The organism is Micromonospora sp. NPDC126480 (assembly GCF_040302465.1).
Taxonomy (GTDB): Bacteria; Actinomycetota; Actinomycetes; order Mycobacteriales; family Micromonosporaceae; genus Micromonospora.
The window spans coordinates 220,052-239,363 of the sequence record NZ_JBEORU010000004.1; the positions used below are offsets into that span (position 1 = coordinate 220,052).

Genomic DNA, 19,312 nt, shown 5'->3' on the forward strand with positions numbered 1-19,312 from the left:
ACGAACCGACGACGGAGGTAGCGAATGGACCTGGCGATGGTGATCACGAGGTGGCTTGCGGGTCCCATCGCCAGGTTCCTCGACGCCGACGGCGAGACACCGCAGGAGCGGCGAGCCGAGGTGATCGAGTTCGCGGGCCTGCCCGGGGATGACCGGGATGATCTCGGGCTACGGCACGTGACGCGGGGGTCCGCCTGGTTCATCTTCTGCGGGGTGGTGTTCGTCGTCACGATGGCGGTCGCGGTTCTCGTCTCCCTGGTCGCCGACGATCGTGCGGCCGACCTTGCCTTCGAGATCGCCGGCTGGCTGATCTTCTTCCCATTGTTCATGGCATTCGTGCATTTCGCGAAGATGCTGGTGGTCCGGTACGCGCCGGAGCGCTGGTCGGATCGGAAGAGCCGGCTGTGGCGGGTGGCGATGCTCGCTCAGACGCCGGAGTACCTGATCGCCGCCCTGTTGACGGCGGCGAGCGCGCTGTGGTGGTGAGGAGCCGCGGTCCGGACCCGGTGTGACGGGAAGCTGATCGCCGTCCGTTGTGGCGGACGGTCGATGCTCCGTACGCTCGTCGAGGATGGCAGCGCTCCCGGGCGGCGCTGCCGCGGGAACACACGGGAGAGGACGCCGGTGCTGTACTGGCTGCTGAAGTACGTCATCCTCGGGCCGCTGCTGAAACTGATCTTCCGCCCGCAGGTGGAGGGCCTGCATCACGTGCCGGCGACCGGCCCGGTGATCCTCGCCAGCAACCACCTCTCCTTCTCCGACTCGATCTTCACGCCGCTGATCGTGCCGCGGAAGGTCACCTTCGTCGCCAAGGCGGAGTACTTCACCGGCAAGGGGATCAAGGGCTGGCTGACGAAGATGTTCTTCGTCGGCACCGGCACCATCCCGGTGGACCGGTCCGGCGGCCGGGCGGCCCGGGCGGCGCTGGACACCCAGCTCAAGGTGCTGCGGGCCGGCGGAGTCGCCGGCATCTATCCGGAGGGCACCCGCTCCCCGGACGGGCGGCTGTACCGGGGCAAGACCGGGGTGGCCCGGCTCGCACTGGAGAGCGGCGCCCCGGTCGTGCCGGTGGTGATGCTCAACCTCGACGAGATCCAGCCGCCTGGCAAGATCATCCCGAAGGTGCAGCGCGTCCGGATCCGCTTCGGCCCGGCGCTGGACTTCTCCCGCTACGCGGGCCTGTCCGGGGACCGGTTCGTCGAGCGCGCGGTCACCGACGAGATCATGTACGAGCTGATGGAGCTGTCCGGCCGGGAGTACGTCGACATCTACGCCCAGAAGGCCAAGACCCCGCCGCCGCCCGCCCCGGCCCAGCGCGAGCCGGTCGCGGCCTGACGCGGAGCGCGGTCAGCGGTCGCTCATGCCGGCGCGGCGGCGTAGCGACGCCACGTCGGTGACCACGATCCGGCGGCCCTCGGTGCGCAGCCAGCCCCGGCTGGCGAACGAGCCGATCGCCTGGTTGACGCTCTGCCGGGAGCCGCCGGCCATCTCGGCGAGCTGGCTCTGGTTGAGCTCGATGGTGATCATCGGGGCCTGGCTCTCGCCGGCCAGCCGCACCAGCGTCTTGGCCACCCGACCGGGCAGGTCGAGGAAGACGTGATCGGCGTTCTGCTCGGTGAGCCGGCGGATCAGGCCGCCGAGCGAGCGCATCACCGCGTCCAGGATGCGCGGGTTGGAGTGCACCAGCTCCATGAACGCGCCCCGGGACAGCGCGAGCGCCGAACAGTCCTCGATGGCCTCGGCGGACGCGGACCGGGTGGAGGCGTCCAGCAGCGAGACCTCACCCAGCACGTCCGGCGGCCGGATCACCGACAGCACGGCGCGTTCGCCGGTCGGCGCGGTGCGGAAGACGGCCACCGCGCCGCGGCGCAGCACGATCAGCGACTCGCCGGGGTCGTTCTCCACGAAGAGCAGCTGGCCCTTCCGGTACGTGCGGGGAACCGCGGCGGCGATCACCCGCTGCCGCACCTCGGGCTCGAGACCGGCGAACATCTCGACACCCGTGAGCGCGTCACCTGGCTCCGGCAGGCGCACCTCCACGGCCCAACCCCTCCCCGGTCAAGGACCTCAACTCGCTCACCGGGTGAACCTGACGGGCCCCCCGCCCAGGCGCTCCGACACCTCCGGTAGCGGTACACATCAGATCATGACGGTCCGGTCGCTTGCTGTACACCCCTCAATTCATCTGCGTGACGTTAGAGGCGCGCTCGAGACCCGCGCTGACCTGCGCGTACGCGGCGACGCCCAGGTCAGGGGCACCCGCCCGCCCGGGGCGCGGCCGGGTACGCGAGGATGGCGGCGATGGTCTACCGCTACTTCTACGACTGCGAGTTCATCGAGGACGGGCGCGTGGTCGACCTCGTGTCGATCGGTGTCGTCGACGAGTACGGCCGGGAGTTCTACGCCGTCTCCACCGAGTTCGACGACTCCCGCGCCGTGCCCTGGGTGCGCCGCAACGTGCTCGACAAGCTGCCCTCGCCCGCCGACCGGGCCTGGCGGTCCCGCGAGCGGATCCGCGACGAGCTGCTGGAGTTCCTGCTCGAACCGGTACGTGACCGGCCCGGCGAGCAGCTTGAGCTGTGGGCCTGGTACGCCGCGTACGACCACGTCGCCCTGGCACAGCTGTGGGGGGCGATGCCGGCGCTGCCCCGGGAGATCCCCCGGTTCACCAAGGAACTGCGCCAGCTCTGGGACGACCGCGGCCGCCCGCCGCTGCCGGACGCCGACGCGGCCCGGCACGATGCCCTGGTGGACGCGCGGCACAACCTCGCGCGGTGGCGGGCCATGACCGGCCCGGCGGGCCCGCGGCCGGCTACTGGGCGGTAGCCGGGGCGCGGTGCCGGCGTGCACCTCAGCGGGCTACAGTGCGCACTGACGGCCCGCCCCGGGCCGGCAACGGCGCCGATGGTCTGATCTGACACATATCCTGGGGCTTACCGGGCTTCACCCACTTGCTCCAGGAGGATGAGCAGATCATGCGTATCGGCGTGCTCACCGGCGGCGGCGACTGCCCAGGTCTCAACGCGGTCATCCGAGCGGTGGTCCGTAAGGGCGTCACCAACTACGGGCACGAGTTCGTGGGCTTCCGGGACGGCTGGAAGGGCCCGCTGGAGGGCCTGTCCCGGCCCCTGGGCATCGCGGAGGTGCGGGGCATCCTGCCGCGCGGCGGCACCATCCTGGGCTCCTCCCGGACCAACCCGTTCAAGATCGAGAACGGCGTCGAGCGGATCAAGGAGAACCTCACCGCGCAGGGCGTCGACGCGCTCATCGCGATCGGCGGCGAGGACACCCTCGGCGTGGCGACCAAGCTGCACGAGCTGGGCGTCAACGTCATCGGCGTGCCGAAGACCATCGACAACGACCTCGGCGCCACCGACTACACCTTCGGGTTCGACACCGCGGTCAACATCGCGATGGAGGCCATCGACCGGCTGCACACCACGGCCGAGAGCCACCACCGCACCCTGGTGGTCGAGGTGATGGGCCGGCACGCCGGCTGGATCGCCCTGCACGCGGGCCTGGCCGGCGGCGCCAACGTGATCCTGCTGCCGGAGCGGCAGTTCGACGTCGAACAGGTCGCCGGCTACGTCGAGAAGCGCTTCCAGCACCAGTACGCCCCGATCGTCGTCGTCGCCGAGGGCGCCCACCCGATCGAGGGCCAGATGGTCCTGCACAACCAGGAGCTGGACGCGTTCGGCCACGTCCGGCTCGGCGGCATCGGCCAGTGGCTGGCCGAGCAGCTGGAGGCCCGGACCGGCAAGGAGGCCCGCACCGTCGTCCTCGGCCACATCCAGCGCGGTGGCACCCCGACCGCGTTCGACCGGGTGCTCGCCACCCGGCTCGGCCTGCAGGCGATCGACGCGGCCCACGAGGGCGACTGGGGCAAGATGGTCGCGATGCAGAGCACGGACATCGTCCGGGTCCCGCTGGCCGAGGCCACCCGCGAGCTGAAGACCGTCCCGCTGGAGCGGTACGCCGAGGCCGAGGTCTTCTTCGGTAGCTGATCGTTCTCTCCGGTGCGCGGCGGGCCGCCGGGTCCGCCGCGCACCGGCTCACAGCGAGGGGGTACGGCCCGATGGCGGGTTCGGTGCACACGGTCGCGGTCATCGGGGCCGGCAAGATCGGTGAGCTGATGCTCTCCGGGCTGCTGCGCTCGGGATGGCCGGTCGACCGGCTGCTGGCCACCGCCCGCCGGCCCGCCCGGGCCGAGGAGCTGTCCGCCCGCTACGGCGTACGGGTGGTCGACAACCTGACCGCCGTGAACGAGGCCGAGGTGCTGGCGATCTCGGTCAAGCCGCAGGACGCCGGGGCGCTGCTGGACGAGATCGGCCCCAAGGTGCCCGCCGACAAGCTCGTCATCTCGCTCTGCGCGGGCCTGCCGACCACTTTCTTCAGCCGCCGGCTGCCCGAGGGCACCCCGGTGGTGCGTGTCATGACCAACACCCCGGCGCTTGTCGACGAGGCGATGACCGCGATCTCCGCCGGGGCGCACGCCACCGGTGCGCACCTGGCCCTCGCGGAGGAGATGTTCAAGCCCCTCGGGGCGACGCTGCGGGTCCCCGAGTCGCAGCAGGACGCGGTGACCGCGCTGTCCGGCTCCGGCCCGGCGTACTTCTACCTGCTTGTCGAGGCGATGGTCGACGCCGGCATCCTGCTCGGCCTGCCCCGGCAGGTGGCGCACGAGCTGATCGTGCAGACCGCGATCGGGTCGGCGGTGATGCTGCGCGACTCGGGCGAGCACCCGGTCAAGCTGCGTGAGGCGGTCACCTCGCCGGCCGGCACCACCATCTCGGCGGTCCGTGAGCTGGAGAAGCACGGCGTACGCGCGGCGCTGCTGGCCGCCCTGGAGGCGGCCCGGGACCGGGCCCGCGAACTGGCCGCCCAGGCCGACTGAACCGCCGCCGGGAGTCGATCCACCACACCCCGGTCAGCGCGACTGCAGCGCCAGCTCGTCCGCGTCGCGCTGCTCGCCGAGCGGCCGTACCGGCACGCCGAGCGGCTGCGTCGGCAACTCCGGTGGCTGCGCCGGCGACGTGAGCGGCGGCGCGGCCGGCAGCGCCGGCACCCGGGCGAAACGGGTCCACTCGGTGACGACCCGTACGGCGGCGTGCCACGGCGCCGGGTCGTCGCCCTCGACGGGCCCGGTCACCACGACACCCCAGTGCCGCATGCGCTCCAGGTTCGCCAGGAACGCGGGGTGCCGGGCGAGCGCCGGTTCGGGGACCGGCACGACGACGACCGGCAGGCCGATCGAGGTCGCCTCGTTGAGCAGCCGCAGGGCCAGGTTCTCGTTGAAGCCGCACGCCCACCGGTTGACCAGGTCGAAGCCGGCCGGCGCGACCGCGTACGCCTCGGCCGGCGGCAGTGGTCCCGGCGCGTAGTCGTCGGTGTGGACCGGGTGGCCGGTGAGCTCGGCGAGGGCGTCCGGGTCGATCGCGTCGACAGCGTCCGGGGCGGCGATCGGGTGGACCGCCCAGCCCAGCTGCTGGCAGGCGGTGACGAACGGTTCGAGGTCGGCGACCTGGTCGGCGCCGCAGACGACGAGGTGGAGGACGGGGGGTCGTGACGTGGCGGGCATGGCGCTCCTATCGGCATGACGTGCACCGCGGTTGTCCGTGTGGGTCCCGCAGCCGAGAGTAGCGAGCCGGACGCGGACGCGAGCCGGAATCCAGTTATCCGGTTGGATCGGTTCGCGTCCGCGCCTGATCGAGGGGTCAGTAGAGCAGGTACGGCGCCCGGCGCCGCTCGAACTCGGCCAGTTCACCGGCCCACGCGCCGACCACGTCGTCCACCTCGGCGCCGGCGTCCACCATGGTGCGCAGTCGCGGCGAGCCGGTCAGCTTGTCCACCCAGTACGGTCGCGCCGCGTCCCACGAGTCCTGCCGCCAGGCGAAGGCCGGGTACTTCCGGGCCTCCACCAGCATCGCCACCGCCGTCCGGATCGGGTCGTACGCCGCCCGGTCGACCACCTTCACCTCGACGCCGGCGCAGAGCTTGTTGAGCAGGGCCGGCTTCTGGCCGGCCGAGGTCGGCGTGAAGTACGCCTCGCGGAACTCGACGCCCGGCAGCTCGCGGGCGTTGAGCCGGTCGCACCAGTGGTGGTCGAAGTCCTCGGCCAGGCCGCCGATCAGCTCGAACGGCCGGCAGGTGCCTCGTCCCTCGGTGATCGACGCGACGCCCTCGAACAGGCCGGTGCCGGGATAGACCAGCGCGATGTCCGGTGTGGGCATGTTCGGGCTGGGCAGCACCCAGGGCAGGTCGGTGTCGGCGGCGAGCCGGTCGCGCTTCCAGTGGCGGCACTTCACCACGTGCAGGTCGACCGACCGACCGGCCTCGGCGGGCAGGAACTCCGCGTTGAAGAACCGGGCCAGCTCGCCCACGGTCATCCCGTGCTGCTGGACGATCTCCTTGAGCCCCACTCCGGAGGTGTAGGCGGGCGTCATCATCGGCCCGTACGCCCGCCCGCCGATCGGGTTAGGACGGTCCAGCACCACGTACCGTTTGCCGGCTCGGGCGGCGGCGAGCATCGAGGTGTACATCGTCCAGATGTAGGTGTAGAAGCGGGCGCCCACGTCCTGGATGTCGAAGACGACGGTGTCCACGGCGGCCGCCGCGTACATGCTCTCCCACTTTGCCTGCGACGCGCCGTACGCGTCGTAGACGGTGACGCCGGTGCGCGCGTCGACGCCGGTGCCCTCGCTGCCGCCGGCCTGCGCCGAGCCGCGGAAACCGTGCTCGGGCCCGTCGGTTGCGATGAAACTCAGCTACGGGCAAATGGCGAGTCAAGGAAGGTTAGCTACACGGCCGGCTCGGCGACGGCGAAGACCACGACGTTGTCCCGGTAGTGGCCGGTGCGCCGGTCGAAGTCGCCGCCGCAGGTCACCAGCCGCAGCTCCGGCCCGGGCGTCGGGCCGTACACGGCGGCGGTGGGGAATCGGCGCTTCGCCGCCCGCAGCGTGCCGTTGACCCGGAACGGCACCACCCGGTCGCCGCGCGACACCAGCACCCGGTCGCCCGGGCGCAACTCGGCGAGCCGGGCGAAGACTGCCGGCCCGTCCCGGGAGTCCAGGTGCCCGGCGATCACCGCCGGCCCGGGGTCGCCGGGTGCCGGACCCCCCGCGTACCAGCCGGCCGCCGCGAAGTCGGCCGGCGGGACCAGGGCGCCCGCCGCGTCCACCCCCAGCGTCTCCAGCCGCGCGTCGACCGCGATCCGCGGCACGCGTACCCGGGTCGGGGCGGCCGCCCGCGCGGGCCCGGCGGTGGCCGGCGAGCAGTGGGTGGCGCAGTCCGGCCGCCGTATCGCAAGCGGCGTCGCGGGCGCGGCCGGCCCGACCTCGGCCGCGGCGGGTGTCGCGGGGGCGGCCGGCCCGGCCCCGGTTCCGGCGGCCACGCCGAGCGCCGCGGCCACCGCGACGAGCGCGGCGCCCGCCGCGCGGCGGTTGCGGTGGCGCCGGATCGCGGGACCGGCCCGGCCGGTCACCCGCAACCGCGGCGCCGCAGCAGCACCAGGCCCGCGGCCAGCGCGGCCACCGCGAGCCCGCCGACGACCATGGGGTACGCGGGCGGCCCGGCCCGGCCACCGGCACCGGTGTCCACACCGCCCGACGGCACGACCACGGCCCCGCCCGCCGCGTCCTGCCGCAGCTCGGTGGTGAGGCCGCCGCGCTCGGCGTCGAGCACGAGCAGGGAGTAGACCGCCCCCGCGGCCAACGTGACCTCGGCGTCGGTGGTCTGGCCGCCGGTGCTGCTCAGCCGCAGACGCAGGCGACCCGGCTCGACCTGCTGGTAGTCGGTGGTGGTGGCGAACCGGACGCCGGTGGCGACGGGTGGGCCGCCGGCGGCGGCGACGTCGAGGACGGGTGCGCGGACCGACGCCTGCACGACCCGTACCTTGGCGTGCCCCGGCGCGGGGGCGCTCAGGTCGTCGGTGAGCACCCGCAGGCCCAGATCCGCGTGCCGGCCCACCCCGGCGACCGTGTACGCGGCGCCGCCGCTCACCGCCACCTCCGTGGTGAGCACCGGCGGCTCGTCGGCCGGGACGCCCGCCTCCCGCATCGCCACGGCGTAGCGGCCGGCGGGCAGCGGCAGGTACGCCGAGACCACCCCGTAGCCGACACCCGGGAAGATCTGTGGCTCCCCGCGCCCCGGTGCGGCGAGGTAGACGTCGACGGCCGGGGTGTCGGGGGAGAGGTGCGCGAGCCGGACGTAGCCGACCGGGGCCGCGTGGGCCGGACCAGCGACCGCGGTGGCGGCCGCGACGGCGGCCGCGACGGCGGATCCGGCGGCGAGCAGGAGTGCGCCGGCAGGGACCAGCAGCCGGCGGGACGCCGTGCGGAGCGGGTGCATGTCACCTCCGGTACGCGGGACGGGTGCCCCTCCAGAGTCCCGTCAACGGGACTTTCGCGCAACGTGCGACACGCCCTCGGGGACAGTCCCGAACCTGCCTGTCGGCGCTCCTAATTCCGGAACGATTCGGCGCTCCTGGCTCCGGAACGATCTAGCCGGCGCACGCCCGCGGACTCCGGTGACTGGTCGACCGTGCTGCCGGACGCGGCTCGCGTGTGCCGCTCACGCAGATCTTGGACAGTTACCGTCAGCGCCGAACGGTAACTGTCCAAGATCTCGGTTCGGCCCGTCGCGTGGACGGGGCGGCTTGACAGCGATGCAGCGGCGTGGTGCGGGAGCTGCCGGGCGGGCGGTGCGGTTCCGCCGGGTCAGGGCGCCGGCGGCAGGACCTTCTCGATCGCGGCCCGCAGTTCCGGCGAGTCGGGCTCCACGGTGGGCGCGAACCGGGCCGCCACCGCGCCGTCGGGCGACACCAGGAACTTCTCGAAGTTCCACCGCACGTCACCGGTGTGGCCGTCGGCGTCCGGAGTGTCGACCAGGGCGGCGTAGAGCGGGTGCCGGTGTGGACCGTTCACGTCCACCTTCTCGGTGAGCGGGAAGGTCACCCCGTAGTTCACCTGGCAGAAATCGCTGATCTCGGCCGCGCTGCCGGGCTCCTGACCGGCGAACTGGTTGCACGGCACGCCGAGCACCACCAGGCCACGGCCGGCGTACTCGTCGTGCAGCGCCTGGAGTCCCGCGTACTGAGGGGTGAGGCCGCACCGCGACGCGACGTTGACCACCAGCAGGGCCCGGCCACGGTAGCCGGCGAGGTCGGCGGAGCCGCCGGTGAGGGCGCCGATCGGGGTGTCGAAGACGGTCATGGGTCCGACCTTACGCGAGCCGGGGCCGCCGGCCTCGGCGTGCGTATCGGCGGAGACGGATCAGCCGCCGGGGTGGGGACGAGCCGGCCCCACCCCGGCGGCTGACAACTCAGCGCCGGATCAGGCCGCGCCACCCAGCGACGTGGCGAAGTCGGGGTTCGCCTTCAACCACTCCTCGACGGCCTTCTCCTCGTCGTCCTTGTGGACGTTGAACATCAGGTCCTCGAGCGATCCGAGCTGCTCGTCGCTCATCGTGAACTTCTTGAGCATCTCGGTCACCTCCGGGAAGTCCGCACCGAAGCCCTTCCGGGCCAGGGTGGTGATCTCCTCCGCCTGGCCGAGCGTGCCCTTCGGGTCCGCCAGGTCCTTCAGCGGGTACTTCGCGTAGGCCCAGTGGGGATGCCACAGGGTCACCACGATCGGCTTCTTGTCCTTGATCGCGCCGTCCAGCGCGGCCAGCATGGCCGGGGTCGACGAGGTCTTCAGGTCCAGCTTTCCGGTCAGGCCGTACTCCGGGATGACCTTGTCCTGGGTGGCGGCGGTCAGCCCGGCGCCGGGCTCGATGCCGATGATCTGGCCGTCGAAGGTGCCGGCGTTGCCGGCGAGGTCCGCCAGCGAGTCGACACCGGTGACGTAGTCCGGCACCGCGATGCTCAGGCTGGCGTTGTCGTACCAGACGCCGATCTTCTCCAGCTTGTCGCCGTACCGCTCCCAGTACGAGGCGTGGGTCTGCGGCAGCCAACCGTCGAGGAACAGGTCGATGTCCCCGGTCGCCAGGCCCTGGTAGACGACGCCCGCCTCGACGTTCTTGAGCTCGACGTCGAAGCCCTTCTGCTCCAGCAGGTTGCTCCAGAGGTAGGAGGCGGCGATGGCCTCGTCCCAGGCCATGTAGCCGATGGTGATCTTCTTGTCGCCGCCGGCGGAGCCGCCGGAGTCACCGGAGTCGTCGCCGCAGGCGGCCACGCCGGTCAGTGCCAACGCGGCCGTGGCCGCCAGCGCGACCCGGCGCAGAACTGTGCTGCCCCACATGTGGAGCTCCTTTCCTTGTTACCGGTACGCCGGCGGATCTCGCGGTAGCGAGGCAGGGCGCCGGCACCGTGACTTCCCTGCTTGGGTCGGGACGGGGGATTCAGGCCTGCTGCATCGCGCGCTGCGCGCGGGCGGACGCGGTGCGGGCGCCGATGGAGTCGGTGAGCCGGTCGAGCACCACGGCGAGGATGACCACCGCGATCCCACCCTCGAACCCGGCACCGACCTGGACTCGGGCGAGCGCTGTCATGATCACGTCGCCGAGGCCACCGGCGCCGACCATTCCGGCGATGACCACCATGGACAGCGCCAGCATGATCACCTGGTTGACGCCGGTCATGATGGTCGGCAGGGCCAGTGGCAGCTTCGTACGCAGCAGGATCGTCCAGGGGGACGCCCCGAACGCCTCGCCGGCCTCGACGACCTCGCGGTCGACCTGGCGCAGGCCCAGTTCGGTGAGGCGCACCCCGGGCGGCATGCTGAACACCACGGTGGCCAGCACCCCGGGCACGGCGCCGACGCCGAAGTAGAAGATGGCTGGGATCAGGTAGACGAACGCGGGCATCGTCTGCATCAGGTCCAGCACCGGCCGGGCCACCGCCGACGCGCGTGGGTTCTCCGCGATGAAGATGCCCAGCGGCACGGCGAGCAGCAGGGCCAGACCACTGGCAACCAGGACCAGCGCCAGGGTGCTCATCGTCTCGTCCCAGAACGGCATCCCGGCGACGAGGGTGAGGCCGACGGCGGTGCCGAGGCCGAACTTCCAGCCGCGCAACCACCAGCCGAGACCTGCGAAGAGCAGCACCACGACGATCGCCGGGGGCGCGGTGAGCAGGTCCACCAGCGGCTCGACCAGCGAGTCGACGAAGGCGGCGATGCCGTCGAAGACCGGGGAGAGGTGCTCGGTCGACCAGTCGACGCCGGCCTCGAACGCCTCGCCGATCCGGACGTACGGCAGCACGTCGTTCAGTCCGTCGGCGCTGTTCATGCGGGCTCTCCCTCCAGCCGGAGCGGTCCGGCCGGGATCTGGGCCGGTACCTCCGGTGTCGTGGCATCGCCGGAGGCCGGACCCGGCTCGACGGCGGGGGAGGTCCGGTTGCCGGCTGCTTCGGTGTTGGCGCTGCCCAGGGCACCGAGCAGCGTGACCCGCGGGATCACGCCGGCCAGCCGCCCGGCGGAGTCGACCACGGCGACCGGGTACGGGCTCTGCGCGCAGGGGGCGAAGATGTCGGCCACCGGCGTGTCGTCCCCGACGGTCGGGACGTCCTCGGTCGACACGATCTCCCGGAGGTCCTGCCGGCCGTCCCGGACCGCCCCGGTGGCGGCGTCGGCGGTCACCGTGCCGAGGAACTTCTTGTCGCGCCCGGTGACGTAGACGGCCGCGGTCTGCGTCTCGCGCAGCACCCGGGCGGCGACCCGCGGCCCGGCGTTGATGTCCACGACGCCGAGCGGCCGTTCCATGACCGAGGACGCGGTGAGGATCCTGGTCCGGTCGACGTCGGCGACGAACTGGGCGACGTAGTCGTTGGACGGGTCGGTGAGGATCTCCTCGGCGGTGCCGATCTGGACGATCCGACCGTCCCGCATGACCGCGATGCGGTCGCCGAGGCGCATCGCCTCATTGAGGTCGTGGGTGATGAACACGATCGTCTTGCCCAGCTCAGCCTGCAGTTCGAGCAGTTGGTCCTGCACCTCGCGGCGGATGAGCGGATCGAGGGCGGAGAAGGCCTCGTCCATCAGCATGATGTCGGTGCCGGCGGCGAGTGCGCGGGCCAGGCCGACGCGCTGGCGCATGCCGCCGGACAGCTCCTGCGGCAGCTTGTCGGCCCAACCCTCCAGGCCGACCATCCGCAGTGCCTGCAGCGCCCGCTCCCGACGCTCGGCCCGGGGCAGGCCGGCCACCTCCAGCGCGTAGCCGGCGTTGTCCAGCACCGACCGGTGCGGCAGGAGCGCGAAGTGCTGGAAGACCATGCTGATCTTCTCGCGGCGCAGCTTGCGCAGTGCCGCCGGCTTGAGCTTGGTGACGTCGACCCCGTCCACCTCCACCGTGCCCGCGGTGGGCGTCAGCAGCCCGTTGAGCATCCGGATCAGGGTGGACTTCCCGGAGCCGGACAGCCCCATGACCACGAAGATCTCGCCGCGTCGGACCTCGAAGTTCGCGTCGATGACCGCGGCCGTGACCGGCAGCCCGGCCAGCTTCTCGTCCCGGTGCGCGCCGTCACGGAGAAGCTCGACCGCCCGGTCGGCGCGGTTCCCGTAAATCTTGTACAGCGATTTCGCTCTGAGTGCGGACACGGTCTCCATTCCAACGGGCAGCCCGGTGTGACGACCATTTCGGACGACCTGGGACGGCATTCATGGCCATCCACTTCCGTCATGTCGTCGGGTTTCCGGGGTCGGGACAGTCCCGGGTGGGTGAACGCGGCCGACCCTACCTGATGCCGCTCCGTGAATGGCAACCTCGTTGCCGCCTCGGCGCAGAAGGGGAGGCGGCGTCGACATCCGGCGGGGCCGGCGTCATTTCAGCGCCGAGTTGTCCATTGCTGATTCTTCGCGATCACGGGCCGAAGATGCAGGGGTGCCGCTAAGGGTGGACGCAGGACCGGACCTTGTGGGACGACTCGCCCTCAATCGGGTGGTCGATGTCACCCATCGTGGTCGCCACGGTCCCATTTTGCCGGTCGTGACCGGGCTCCCGGATATCCGTTTCACGCCCTTACGCCGCTCGGTGAAACTGCTCGGCATGGTTGATGCCCGGCGCTTTTCCATGGGGCACGCACCCGTCCGGACGAATTCTATTTTCATGGAATCTACATGGAACCTACACGGAACTTATGCAGAACCTACACGTGTCCTACACGATCTTTTCCGGTAACGAATTGGTGAAGTTGCCGACCGTCGACACGGCCGGTGTCGACACCCTTCCCTGAATTGCGCGGTCGCACACCTCGGCGGGTCGCCGGCCGGCGTGCTCCGGCGCCCGGCCGTCGCCGGCCGGCTCCGCGGGCGGGGCGGCGGTCGCGGGCGGGGCGGCGCCCGTCGTCGGCACCCAGTGCGAATCGAAGCATGTACATCTTGACGAAGTGGTGACGCCTGAGTAGCGTCACCCCATCCTTTTGGAAAGTTTCCTAACTGTTTGGGGAGACGCCACATGAAGAGATCGCTCCGCCGGGCCCTCTGGGTCGGCGCCGTGGTCGCGCTGACGGCCGCGACCGTCCCGATGGCCTCGGCGTTCGGGGCCGGCAGTGTCACCGCCGCCTTCACCAGGGTGCAGGACTGGGGGACCGGTCACGAGACGCGGGTGACGGTCACCAACGGCTCGGACGCGTCGGTGAGCACCTGGCGCATCGAGTTCGACCTGCCCGCGGGCACCAGCATCAGCAGTTTCTGGGACGCCGACGTCACCCGCTCCGGCAACCACTACGTCGCGGTCAAGAAGAGCTGGGCCGGCCCCCTCGCCCCGGGCGCCGCCTTCAGCTGGGGCTACAACGGCAGCGGCCCGTACCGGGCTCCGCTGAACTGCACCATCAACGGCGCACCCTGTGCGGGTGGCGCGCCGCCCACCACCACCGCCCCGCCCACCACGGCTCCGCCGACCACCGCTCCGCCGACCACGGCACCGCCCACCACCCCGCCGCCGACCACCCCGCCGCCGGACCCGAGCGGCAAGAAGGTCGTCGGCTACTTCGCGCAGTGGGGCGTCTACGGCCGCAACTACCACGTCAAGAACATCCACACCAGCGGCTCGGCTTCGAAGCTGACCCACATCCTGTACGCCTTCGGCAACACCACCGGCGGCCGCTGCACCATCGGGGACAGCTACGCCGACTACGACAAGGCGTACACCGCGGCGGACAGCGTCGACGGCGTCGCCGACACCTGGGACCAGCCGCTGCGCGGCAGCTTCAACCAGCTGCGCAAGCTCAAGAAGATGTACCCGCACCTCAAGGTGATCTGGTCCTTCGGCGGCTGGACGTGGTCCGGCGGCTTCACGCAGGCGGCGCAGAACCCGGCCGCGTTCGCCGAGAGCTGCTACAACCTGGTCGAGGACCCGCGCTGGGCGGACGTCTTCGACGGCATCGACGTCGACTGGGAGTACCCGAACGCCTGCGGTCTCACCTGTGACTCCAGCGGGCCGAACGCGTTCAAGAACCTGGTCAGCGCGCTGCGCTCGCGCTTCGGCTCGTCGGCCCTGGTGACCGCCGCGATCACCGCCGACGGCAGCAACGGCGGCAAGATCGACGCCACCGACTACGCCGGCGCCGCGCAGCACCTCAACTGGATCATGCCGATGACGTACGACTACTTCGGCGCCTTCAACGCGCAGGGCCCGACCGCCCCGCACTCCCCGCTCTACTCGTACCCGGGCATCCCGCAGCAGGGCTTCTGGTCCGACGCGGCGATCCAGAAGCTCAAGAGCAAGGGCATCCCGGCCAGCAAGCTCCTGCTCGGCGTCGGCTTCTACGGCCGGGGCTGGACCGGGGTGACCCAGTCCGCGCCGGGCGGCACCGCCACCGGCCCCGCGCCGGGCACGTACGAGCAGGGGATCGAGGACTACAAGGTCCTGAAGAACACCTGTCCGGCGACCGGCACCGTCGGCGGCACGGCGTACGCCAAGTGCGGCAGCAACTGGTGGAGCTACGACACGCCGTCCACCATCGGCGGGAAGATGACGTACGCGAAGAACCAGGGCCTCGGTGGCGCGTTCTTCTGGGAGCTCTCCGGTGACACCACCAACGGCGAGCTGATCGGCGCCATCAAGGGCGGTCTCGGGTAGTCCGGAGGCCGACGCACCACCCACACGGCGGGGAGGGACCGCACACCGGTCCCTCCCCGCCCGCGTGTGCCGGGCGGCTCAGTCCGGTGTCCGAGCCCGCTCCCGGTGCTCACCCGGCGACAGTCCGTACGCCAGGCGGAACGCCCGGTTGAAGTGGGCCGGGTCATGGAAGGCCCAGCGCCGGCCGATCTCCTGCACCGTCAGCCGGCACAGCCGCGGGTCGGTGAGATCCCGCAGGCAGCGTTCCAGGCGCTGACTGCGAACCAGGGCCGCGACTGTCGTCCCGGTCCCCTCGAAGAGCCGGTGCAGGGTACGCACCGAGACGTGGTGTGCCGCGGCGATGCTCTCCGGGCGGAGCGTCGGATCTGCCAGGTGCCGCGTCACGAATGCCTCGACCCGGGCCCGCAGCCCTCCGTCGCGTACCTCCGCCGGAAGGACGCTGTCGGTGCCCAAGCGGGCGGCGAGGGTGCCGGCGATCAGGTCGAGGGCGACGATGTCGAGCCGTTTGGCGTCGTCCGTCGCGTACTGCTCCGGATGCTCGACGACCTGGCGCAGGAACTGTGCAAGCAGCAGACCCATCCCGCGGTCCGCCGGGAGATGGGCAGCCAGCAGGTCCCGCACCCGGACGGCCGGGAGCGGTAGCGCCGCGTGCGGTACGAGGGCGGTGACGGTACGCAGGGGCCCGGCCGCCGGGTGACCCGGCCGGTGGGTGGAGGCGTGCGGGCGGATGGTGTCGACGAGGGCGAAGCCGTCCGGACGGAGCGCGGCCTCCTGCCGCCCCTGCCTCATCGCGCCGCTGCCGGACAGGGGGAGCGCGAGCTGGTACAGCTCAGGATCGGTGCTTCCGATCATCGAGGAGGTTCGGTGCAGCTCCAGTGACGGGTACGTCCAGGCGGCGAGCTTCACGACACCCAGGTCGACCACCCGGGCCGAGGCGGCGAAGTCGGCGGCGTGGGTGCTGGCGATGCGCGCCGGGACGGACTCCCGGGCGACCAGGTCGAGCCAGAAGTCGAAGCGCTCCGCGGGAGGCAGCTGGATCGTGCTCACCGACGCCGTGGTGAGGATGTCGGTCACCTCCCTGATTGGGGCGACGCGTCACCGCCGCTCCGCACGTGGAGATTAGCGCCGTCGGGGATCGGGCGCTCGGCCCGGCGGATCGATCGGTGGTGGGCGGATGTGACAGACTCGCCGCTCGACGGGGTTGGCTGTCCGCGGACGGTTCGGAGGTGGCATGCGTACGGCGTACCGGAGGCTGGCCGTCGGGCTGCTCGGCTCGACCCTGCCGGCGCTCCTGCTCGGCTGCGGGATCGGCGGTGACGACCAGCCGGCGGCGGAGCCCACCGGGCGGGCGCCCGCTGAGGAGGCCTCGGCGAAGGCCCGGGAGCGGGTGCAGGCGTACCTCGACGCCATGACGGCCAAGGACGTGGCCGCCGGGCGCAGCCAGCTCTGCGCGGTCATGCACGAGGCGTTCGACGCCGCCGCCACCGGGCCGAACGGCGACTTCGCCGACCACTTCGAGGTGCCGCAGGCCCAGATCACCGACATCCGGCCGGGCCCGCGGGGCCAGGAGGTCAGCGCGGCGGTGTCGGTGACCGCCGGCACGCGGAAGCTGACCCGCCCGCTGCTGTTCACGGTCACCCGGGACGGAGCCGACTGGTGCATCGCCGCGGAGGCACCCGGCGGCAACACGCCCAGCCCCGCGGTCACCCCCTGACCGCTCCGGTGAGTGATCTCTCACCTGCCGGAACGGTCCCCCTCGCCGCCTGGTGGCCCGGACCGTCGCCGTACGCTTTCTGTCATGCGCCATGAGTGGCACCAGCTGAGCCATCCGGCCGTCGGCAGCCCCGTGCTGCAGACCAGCCGGCCGACCGTCGACTCCGCCGAGGACGCCGCCCTCGGTCTGGACCTCTGGCGGGCCCTGCCCCGCGCGCAGACCCCGCCCTGGCCGGACGCGGCCCAGGTCGCCGAGGTCTGCAAGGTGCTGGAGAACGTGCCGTCGGTCGTGGCGCCCTACGAGGTCGACCAGCTGCGGCAGAAGCTCGCGCTGGTGTGCGAGGGCAAGGCGTTCCTGCTCCAGGGCGGCGACTGCGCGGAGACCTTCGCCGACAACACCGAGAGCCACCTGCTCGCCAACGCCCGCACGCTGCTGCAGATGGCGATCGTGCTGACCTACGGCGCCTCGCTGCCAGTGGTCAAGGTCGCCCGGGTCGCCGGGCAGTACACCAAGCCGCGGTCGCTGCCGACCGACGCGCGGGGTCTCCCGGCGTACCGGGGTGACATGATCAACTCGCTGGAGGCGACGCCGGAGGCGCGGGTCGCCGACCCGCAGCGCATGATCCGGGCGTACGCGAACTCCGCCGCCGCCATGAACATGCTCCGCGCGTACCTGGCGGGTGGCTTGGCGGACCTGCACGCCGTGCACGACTGGAACAAGGGGTTCGTGCGCAACTCGCCGGCCGGCGAGCGGTACGAGGCGATCGCCCGGGAGATCGACCGGGCGTTGGCGTTCATCCGGGCCTGCGGGATGACCGACGACGAGGCGCTGCGTACCGTCACCCTCTACTGCTCCCACGAGGCGCTCGCCCTCGAGTACGACCGGGCGCTGACCCGGGTCTCCGACAACCGGGCGTACGGCCTGTCCGGGCACTTCCTGTGGATCGGTGAGCGCACCCGGCAGATCGACGGCGCCCACATCGACTTCATCTCCCGCATCGCCAACCCCATCGGCGTCAAGCTCGGCCCGACCACCACCCCGGACGAGGCGATCGAGCTGTGCGAGAAGCTCAACCCGGACAACGTCCCCGGCCGGCTCACCCTGATCAGCCGGATGGGCAACCACCGGGTGCGCGACGCCCTGCCGCCGATCGTCGCCAAGGTCACCGCCGCCGGCGCCAAGGTGGTCTGGCAGTGCGACCCGATGCACGGCAACACCCACGAGTCGTCCAACGGCTACAAGACCCGGCACTTCGACCGCATCGTCGACGAGGTGCTCGGCTACTTCGAGGTGCACCGCGGCCTGGAGACGCACCCCGGCGGCCTGCACGTCGAGCTGACCGGCGAGGACGTCACCGAGTGCCTCGGCGGCGCCCAGGGCATCGACGACCTCGACCTGCCCGGCCGGTACGAGACCGCCTGCGACCCGCGGCTGAACACCCAGCAGTCGCTGGAGCTGGCCTTCCTCGTGGCGGAAATGCTCCGTGGCTGACGCGAGGAGTGAGCTTGCGAGCCCCGCAGTCGGCAGCCGGAAGGACGACCGTGGCTGACGCGCTGATCGACCTCCGTTCGGACACCGTCACCCGGCCGAGCGCCGGGATGCGGGAGGCCGTGGCCGCCGCCGACGTCGGCGACGACGTGTACGGCGAGGACCCGACCGTCAACGCCCTCGAGGCCGAGGTCGCCGCGCTCTTCGGGCACGAGGCGGCGCTGTTCTGCCCGACCGGCTCGATGGCCAACCAGATCGCCCTGCAACTGCTGGTGCCGCCCGGCAACGAGCTGCTCTGCGACGCCGACGCGCACGTGGTGACGTACGAGATCGGCGCCGCCGCCGCGTACGGCGGCATCTCGTCGCGGACCTGGCCGGCGGTCGGCGCGGACGTCGACCCCGACGCGGTGGCGGCCATGATCCGGCCGGACGGCTACTGGGCGGTGCCCACCCGCGCCATCGCGGTGGAGCAGACCCACAACCGGGGTGGCGGCGGGGTCATCCCGCTGGACACGCTGCGGGCGCTGCGGCGCGTCGCCGACGACGCGCAGGTGGCGCTGCACTGCGACGGCGCCCGGATCTGGCACGCGCACGTCGCCGACCGGGTGCCGCTGGCGGCCTACGGCGAACTCTTCGACACTCTGTCGGTCTGCCTGTCCAAGGGCCTCGGCGCGCCGGTGGGTTCCCTGGTCGTCGGCAGCGCCGACAAGGTCGAGCGGGCCCGGTTCATCCGCAAGCGGATGGGCGGCGGCATGCGGCAGGCCGGCATCCTGGCCGCGGCCGGCCGGTACGCCCTCGCGCACCACGTCGAGCGGCTCGCCGAGGACCACGCCAAGGCGGCCCGGCTCGCGGAGGCGGTCGCCCCGTTCGGTGTGCTGGCCTGCCCGGTCCGGACGAACATCGTCCCGCTGGACCTCACCAAGCACCCCCTGGACGCGCACCGCCTCGCCGCCGCCGCCCGTGCGGAGGGCGTCCTGGTCTCGGTGCTCGGCCCCCGCACCGCCCGCCTGGTCACCCACCTGGACGTCGACGACGCCGCGATCGGCCACGCGGTCGACGCCCTCACCCGCGTCCTGCGGGGCTGACCGCCGGGGC

At 72.0% G+C, this 19,312-nt stretch carries 19 protein-coding genes; 9 read left to right on the plus strand and 10 right to left on the minus strand.

The genetic code is table 11. From position 1 onward, the window contains the following. Positions 1 to 24: 24 nt before the first annotated feature. On the plus strand, positions 25 to 486 hold the full coding sequence (locus ABTW87_RS05725) for a hypothetical protein (RefSeq protein WP_350648843.1): 462 nt from the start codon (positions 25 to 27) through the stop codon (positions 484 to 486). A gap of 138 nt (positions 487 to 624) precedes the next feature. Then, on the plus strand, positions 625 to 1,335 hold the full coding sequence (locus tag ABTW87_RS05730) for a lysophospholipid acyltransferase family protein (RefSeq protein ID WP_350648845.1): 711 nt from the start codon (positions 625 to 627) through the stop codon (positions 1,333 to 1,335). A gap of 12 nt (positions 1,336 to 1,347) precedes the next feature. Here ABTW87_RS05730 and ABTW87_RS05735 read toward each other — a convergent pair whose 3' ends face one another. Then, positions 1,348 to 2,040 carry a Crp/Fnr family transcriptional regulator gene (locus ABTW87_RS05735; RefSeq protein ID WP_130327962.1) on the minus strand — a complete coding sequence of 231 codons (693 nt, stop codon included), beginning with the start codon at positions 2,038 to 2,040 and terminating at the stop codon, positions 1,348 to 1,350. Between the two features lie 261 nt (positions 2,041 to 2,301). On the opposite strand from ABTW87_RS05735, the gene ABTW87_RS05740 reads away from it, so the two are divergent. The 3 genes from ABTW87_RS05740 (at position 2,302) to proC (ending at position 4,894) form a co-directional block, all read left to right on the plus strand. Continuing rightward, positions 2,302 to 2,826, plus strand: a complete 525-nt coding sequence (locus ABTW87_RS05740) for a polyadenylate-specific 3'-exoribonuclease AS (protein ID WP_350648847.1) — start codon at positions 2,302 to 2,304, stop codon at positions 2,824 to 2,826. 149 nt (positions 2,827 to 2,975) lie between these two features. Further along, a complete protein-coding gene (locus ABTW87_RS05745) occupies positions 2,976 to 4,004 on the plus strand; it encodes a 6-phosphofructokinase (protein ID WP_350648849.1) in 1,029 nt (342 codons plus the stop codon). Between the two features lie 71 nt (positions 4,005 to 4,075). Beyond that, positions 4,076 to 4,894 (plus strand): pyrroline-5-carboxylate reductase, encoded by an 819-nt coding sequence (proC, locus tag ABTW87_RS05750; RefSeq protein ID WP_350648851.1) that lies wholly within the window; start codon positions 4,076 to 4,078, stop codon positions 4,892 to 4,894. A 33-nt stretch (positions 4,895 to 4,927) separates the two neighbouring features. On the opposite strand, the gene ABTW87_RS05755 is transcribed toward proC, so the two are convergent. From ABTW87_RS05755 to ABTW87_RS05790, 8 genes are all read right to left on the minus strand, one after another. Further along, positions 4,928 to 5,578, minus strand: coding sequence for a flavoprotein (locus ABTW87_RS05755; protein WP_350648853.1), 651 nt, complete (start codon positions 5,576 to 5,578; stop codon positions 4,928 to 4,930). Between the two features lie 136 nt (positions 5,579 to 5,714). Continuing rightward, on the minus strand, positions 5,715 to 6,764 hold the full coding sequence (locus ABTW87_RS05760) for an exo-beta-N-acetylmuramidase NamZ family protein (protein ID WP_350648992.1): 1,050 nt from the start codon (positions 6,762 to 6,764) through the stop codon (positions 5,715 to 5,717). A 32-nt stretch (positions 6,765 to 6,796) separates the two neighbouring features. Continuing rightward, positions 6,797 to 7,480 carry a class F sortase gene (locus tag ABTW87_RS05765; protein WP_350648855.1) on the minus strand — a complete coding sequence of 228 codons (684 nt, stop codon included), beginning with the start codon at positions 7,478 to 7,480 and terminating at the stop codon, positions 6,797 to 6,799. Continuing rightward, positions 7,477 to 8,346, minus strand: a complete 870-nt coding sequence (locus ABTW87_RS05770; protein WP_350648857.1) for a DUF4397 domain-containing protein — start codon at positions 8,344 to 8,346, stop codon at positions 7,477 to 7,479. The genes ABTW87_RS05765 and ABTW87_RS05770 overlap by 4 nt, the downstream gene beginning before the upstream one ends. A 368-nt stretch (positions 8,347 to 8,714) precedes the next feature. Further along, positions 8,715 to 9,209, minus strand: coding sequence for a glutathione peroxidase (locus ABTW87_RS05775; RefSeq protein ID WP_350648859.1), 495 nt, complete (start codon positions 9,207 to 9,209; stop codon positions 8,715 to 8,717). A gap of 120 nt (positions 9,210 to 9,329) precedes the next feature. Continuing rightward, the gene (locus tag ABTW87_RS05780; RefSeq protein WP_350648861.1) at positions 9,330 to 10,238 is read right to left on the minus strand and encodes a glycine betaine ABC transporter substrate-binding protein; all 909 of its coding nucleotides are present in this window, start codon (positions 10,236 to 10,238) and stop codon (positions 9,330 to 9,332) included. Positions 10,239 to 10,338: 100 nt separating this feature from the next. Beyond that, on the minus strand, positions 10,339 to 11,226 hold the full coding sequence (locus ABTW87_RS05785; protein ID WP_350648863.1) for an ABC transporter permease: 888 nt from the start codon (positions 11,224 to 11,226) through the stop codon (positions 10,339 to 10,341). Continuing rightward, complete coding sequence (locus ABTW87_RS05790; protein ID WP_350648865.1) at positions 11,223 to 12,542, minus strand: quaternary amine ABC transporter ATP-binding protein; 1,320 nt, start codon at positions 12,540 to 12,542, stop codon at positions 11,223 to 11,225. The genes ABTW87_RS05785 and ABTW87_RS05790 overlap by 4 nt, the downstream gene beginning before the upstream one ends. 847 nt (positions 12,543 to 13,389) lie before the next feature. On the opposite strand from ABTW87_RS05790, the gene ABTW87_RS05795 reads away from it, so the two are divergent. Then, on the plus strand, positions 13,390 to 15,015 hold the full coding sequence (locus ABTW87_RS05795; RefSeq protein WP_350648867.1) for a glycosyl hydrolase family 18 protein: 1,626 nt from the start codon (positions 13,390 to 13,392) through the stop codon (positions 15,013 to 15,015). A gap of 78 nt (positions 15,016 to 15,093) precedes the next feature. Here ABTW87_RS05795 and ABTW87_RS05800 read toward each other — a convergent pair whose 3' ends face one another. Beyond that, the gene (locus tag ABTW87_RS05800; RefSeq protein ID WP_350648869.1) at positions 15,094 to 16,089 is read right to left on the minus strand and encodes an AraC-like ligand-binding domain-containing protein; all 996 of its coding nucleotides are present in this window, start codon (positions 16,087 to 16,089) and stop codon (positions 15,094 to 15,096) included. A gap of 157 nt (positions 16,090 to 16,246) precedes the next feature. Between ABTW87_RS05800 and ABTW87_RS05805 the strand changes: the two genes are divergently transcribed. From ABTW87_RS05805 to ABTW87_RS05815, 3 genes are all read left to right on the plus strand, one after another. Further along, a complete protein-coding gene (locus ABTW87_RS05805) occupies positions 16,247 to 16,729 on the plus strand; it encodes a nuclear transport factor 2 family protein (protein ID WP_350648871.1) in 483 nt (160 codons plus the stop codon). Between the two features lie 84 nt (positions 16,730 to 16,813). Continuing rightward, entirely contained in the window at positions 16,814 to 18,220 is a 1,407-nt protein-coding gene (locus tag ABTW87_RS05810; RefSeq protein WP_350648873.1) for a class II 3-deoxy-7-phosphoheptulonate synthase, read from the plus strand. Between the two features lie 50 nt (positions 18,221 to 18,270). Then, complete coding sequence (locus ABTW87_RS05815; RefSeq protein ID WP_350648875.1) at positions 18,271 to 19,302, plus strand: threonine aldolase family protein; 1,032 nt, start codon at positions 18,271 to 18,273, stop codon at positions 19,300 to 19,302. The last annotated feature ends 10 nt before the right edge of the window (positions 19,303 to 19,312 follow it).

Excerpts from the sequence above, each read along its gene's own strand:
- ABTW87_RS05745 (WP_350648849.1), top strand. The coding sequence starts at position 2,976 with ATGCGTATCGGCGTGCTCACCGGCGGCGGCGACTGCCCAGGTCTCAAC.
- ABTW87_RS05755 (WP_350648853.1), bottom strand. The coding sequence starts at position 5,578 with ATGCCCGCCACGTCACGACCCCCCGTCCTCCACCTCGTCGTCTGCGGC.
- proC (WP_350648851.1), top strand. The coding sequence starts at position 4,076 with ATGGCGGGTTCGGTGCACACGGTCGCGGTCATCGGGGCCGGCAAGATC.
- ABTW87_RS05785 (WP_350648863.1), bottom strand. The coding sequence starts at position 11,226 with ATGAACAGCGCCGACGGACTGAACGACGTGCTGCCGTACGTCCGGATC.
- ABTW87_RS05770 (WP_350648857.1), bottom strand. The coding sequence starts at position 8,346 with ATGCACCCGCTCCGCACGGCGTCCCGCCGGCTGCTGGTCCCTGCCGGC.
- ABTW87_RS05780 (WP_350648861.1), bottom strand. The coding sequence starts at position 10,238 with ATGTGGGGCAGCACAGTTCTGCGCCGGGTCGCGCTGGCGGCCACGGCC.
- ABTW87_RS05795 (WP_350648867.1), top strand. The coding sequence starts at position 13,390 with ATGAAGAGATCGCTCCGCCGGGCCCTCTGGGTCGGCGCCGTGGTCGCG.
- ABTW87_RS05805 (WP_350648871.1), top strand. The coding sequence starts at position 16,247 with ATGCGTACGGCGTACCGGAGGCTGGCCGTCGGGCTGCTCGGCTCGACC.
- ABTW87_RS05740 (WP_350648847.1), top strand. The coding sequence starts at position 2,302 with ATGGTCTACCGCTACTTCTACGACTGCGAGTTCATCGAGGACGGGCGC.
- ABTW87_RS05790 (WP_350648865.1), bottom strand. The coding sequence starts at position 12,542 with ATGGAGACCGTGTCCGCACTCAGAGCGAAATCGCTGTACAAGATTTAC.
- ABTW87_RS05775 (WP_350648859.1), bottom strand. The coding sequence starts at position 9,209 with ATGACCGTCTTCGACACCCCGATCGGCGCCCTCACCGGCGGCTCCGCC.
- ABTW87_RS05725 (WP_350648843.1), top strand. The coding sequence starts at position 25 with ATGGACCTGGCGATGGTGATCACGAGGTGGCTTGCGGGTCCCATCGCC.
- ABTW87_RS05810 (WP_350648873.1), top strand. The coding sequence starts at position 16,814 with ATGCGCCATGAGTGGCACCAGCTGAGCCATCCGGCCGTCGGCAGCCCC.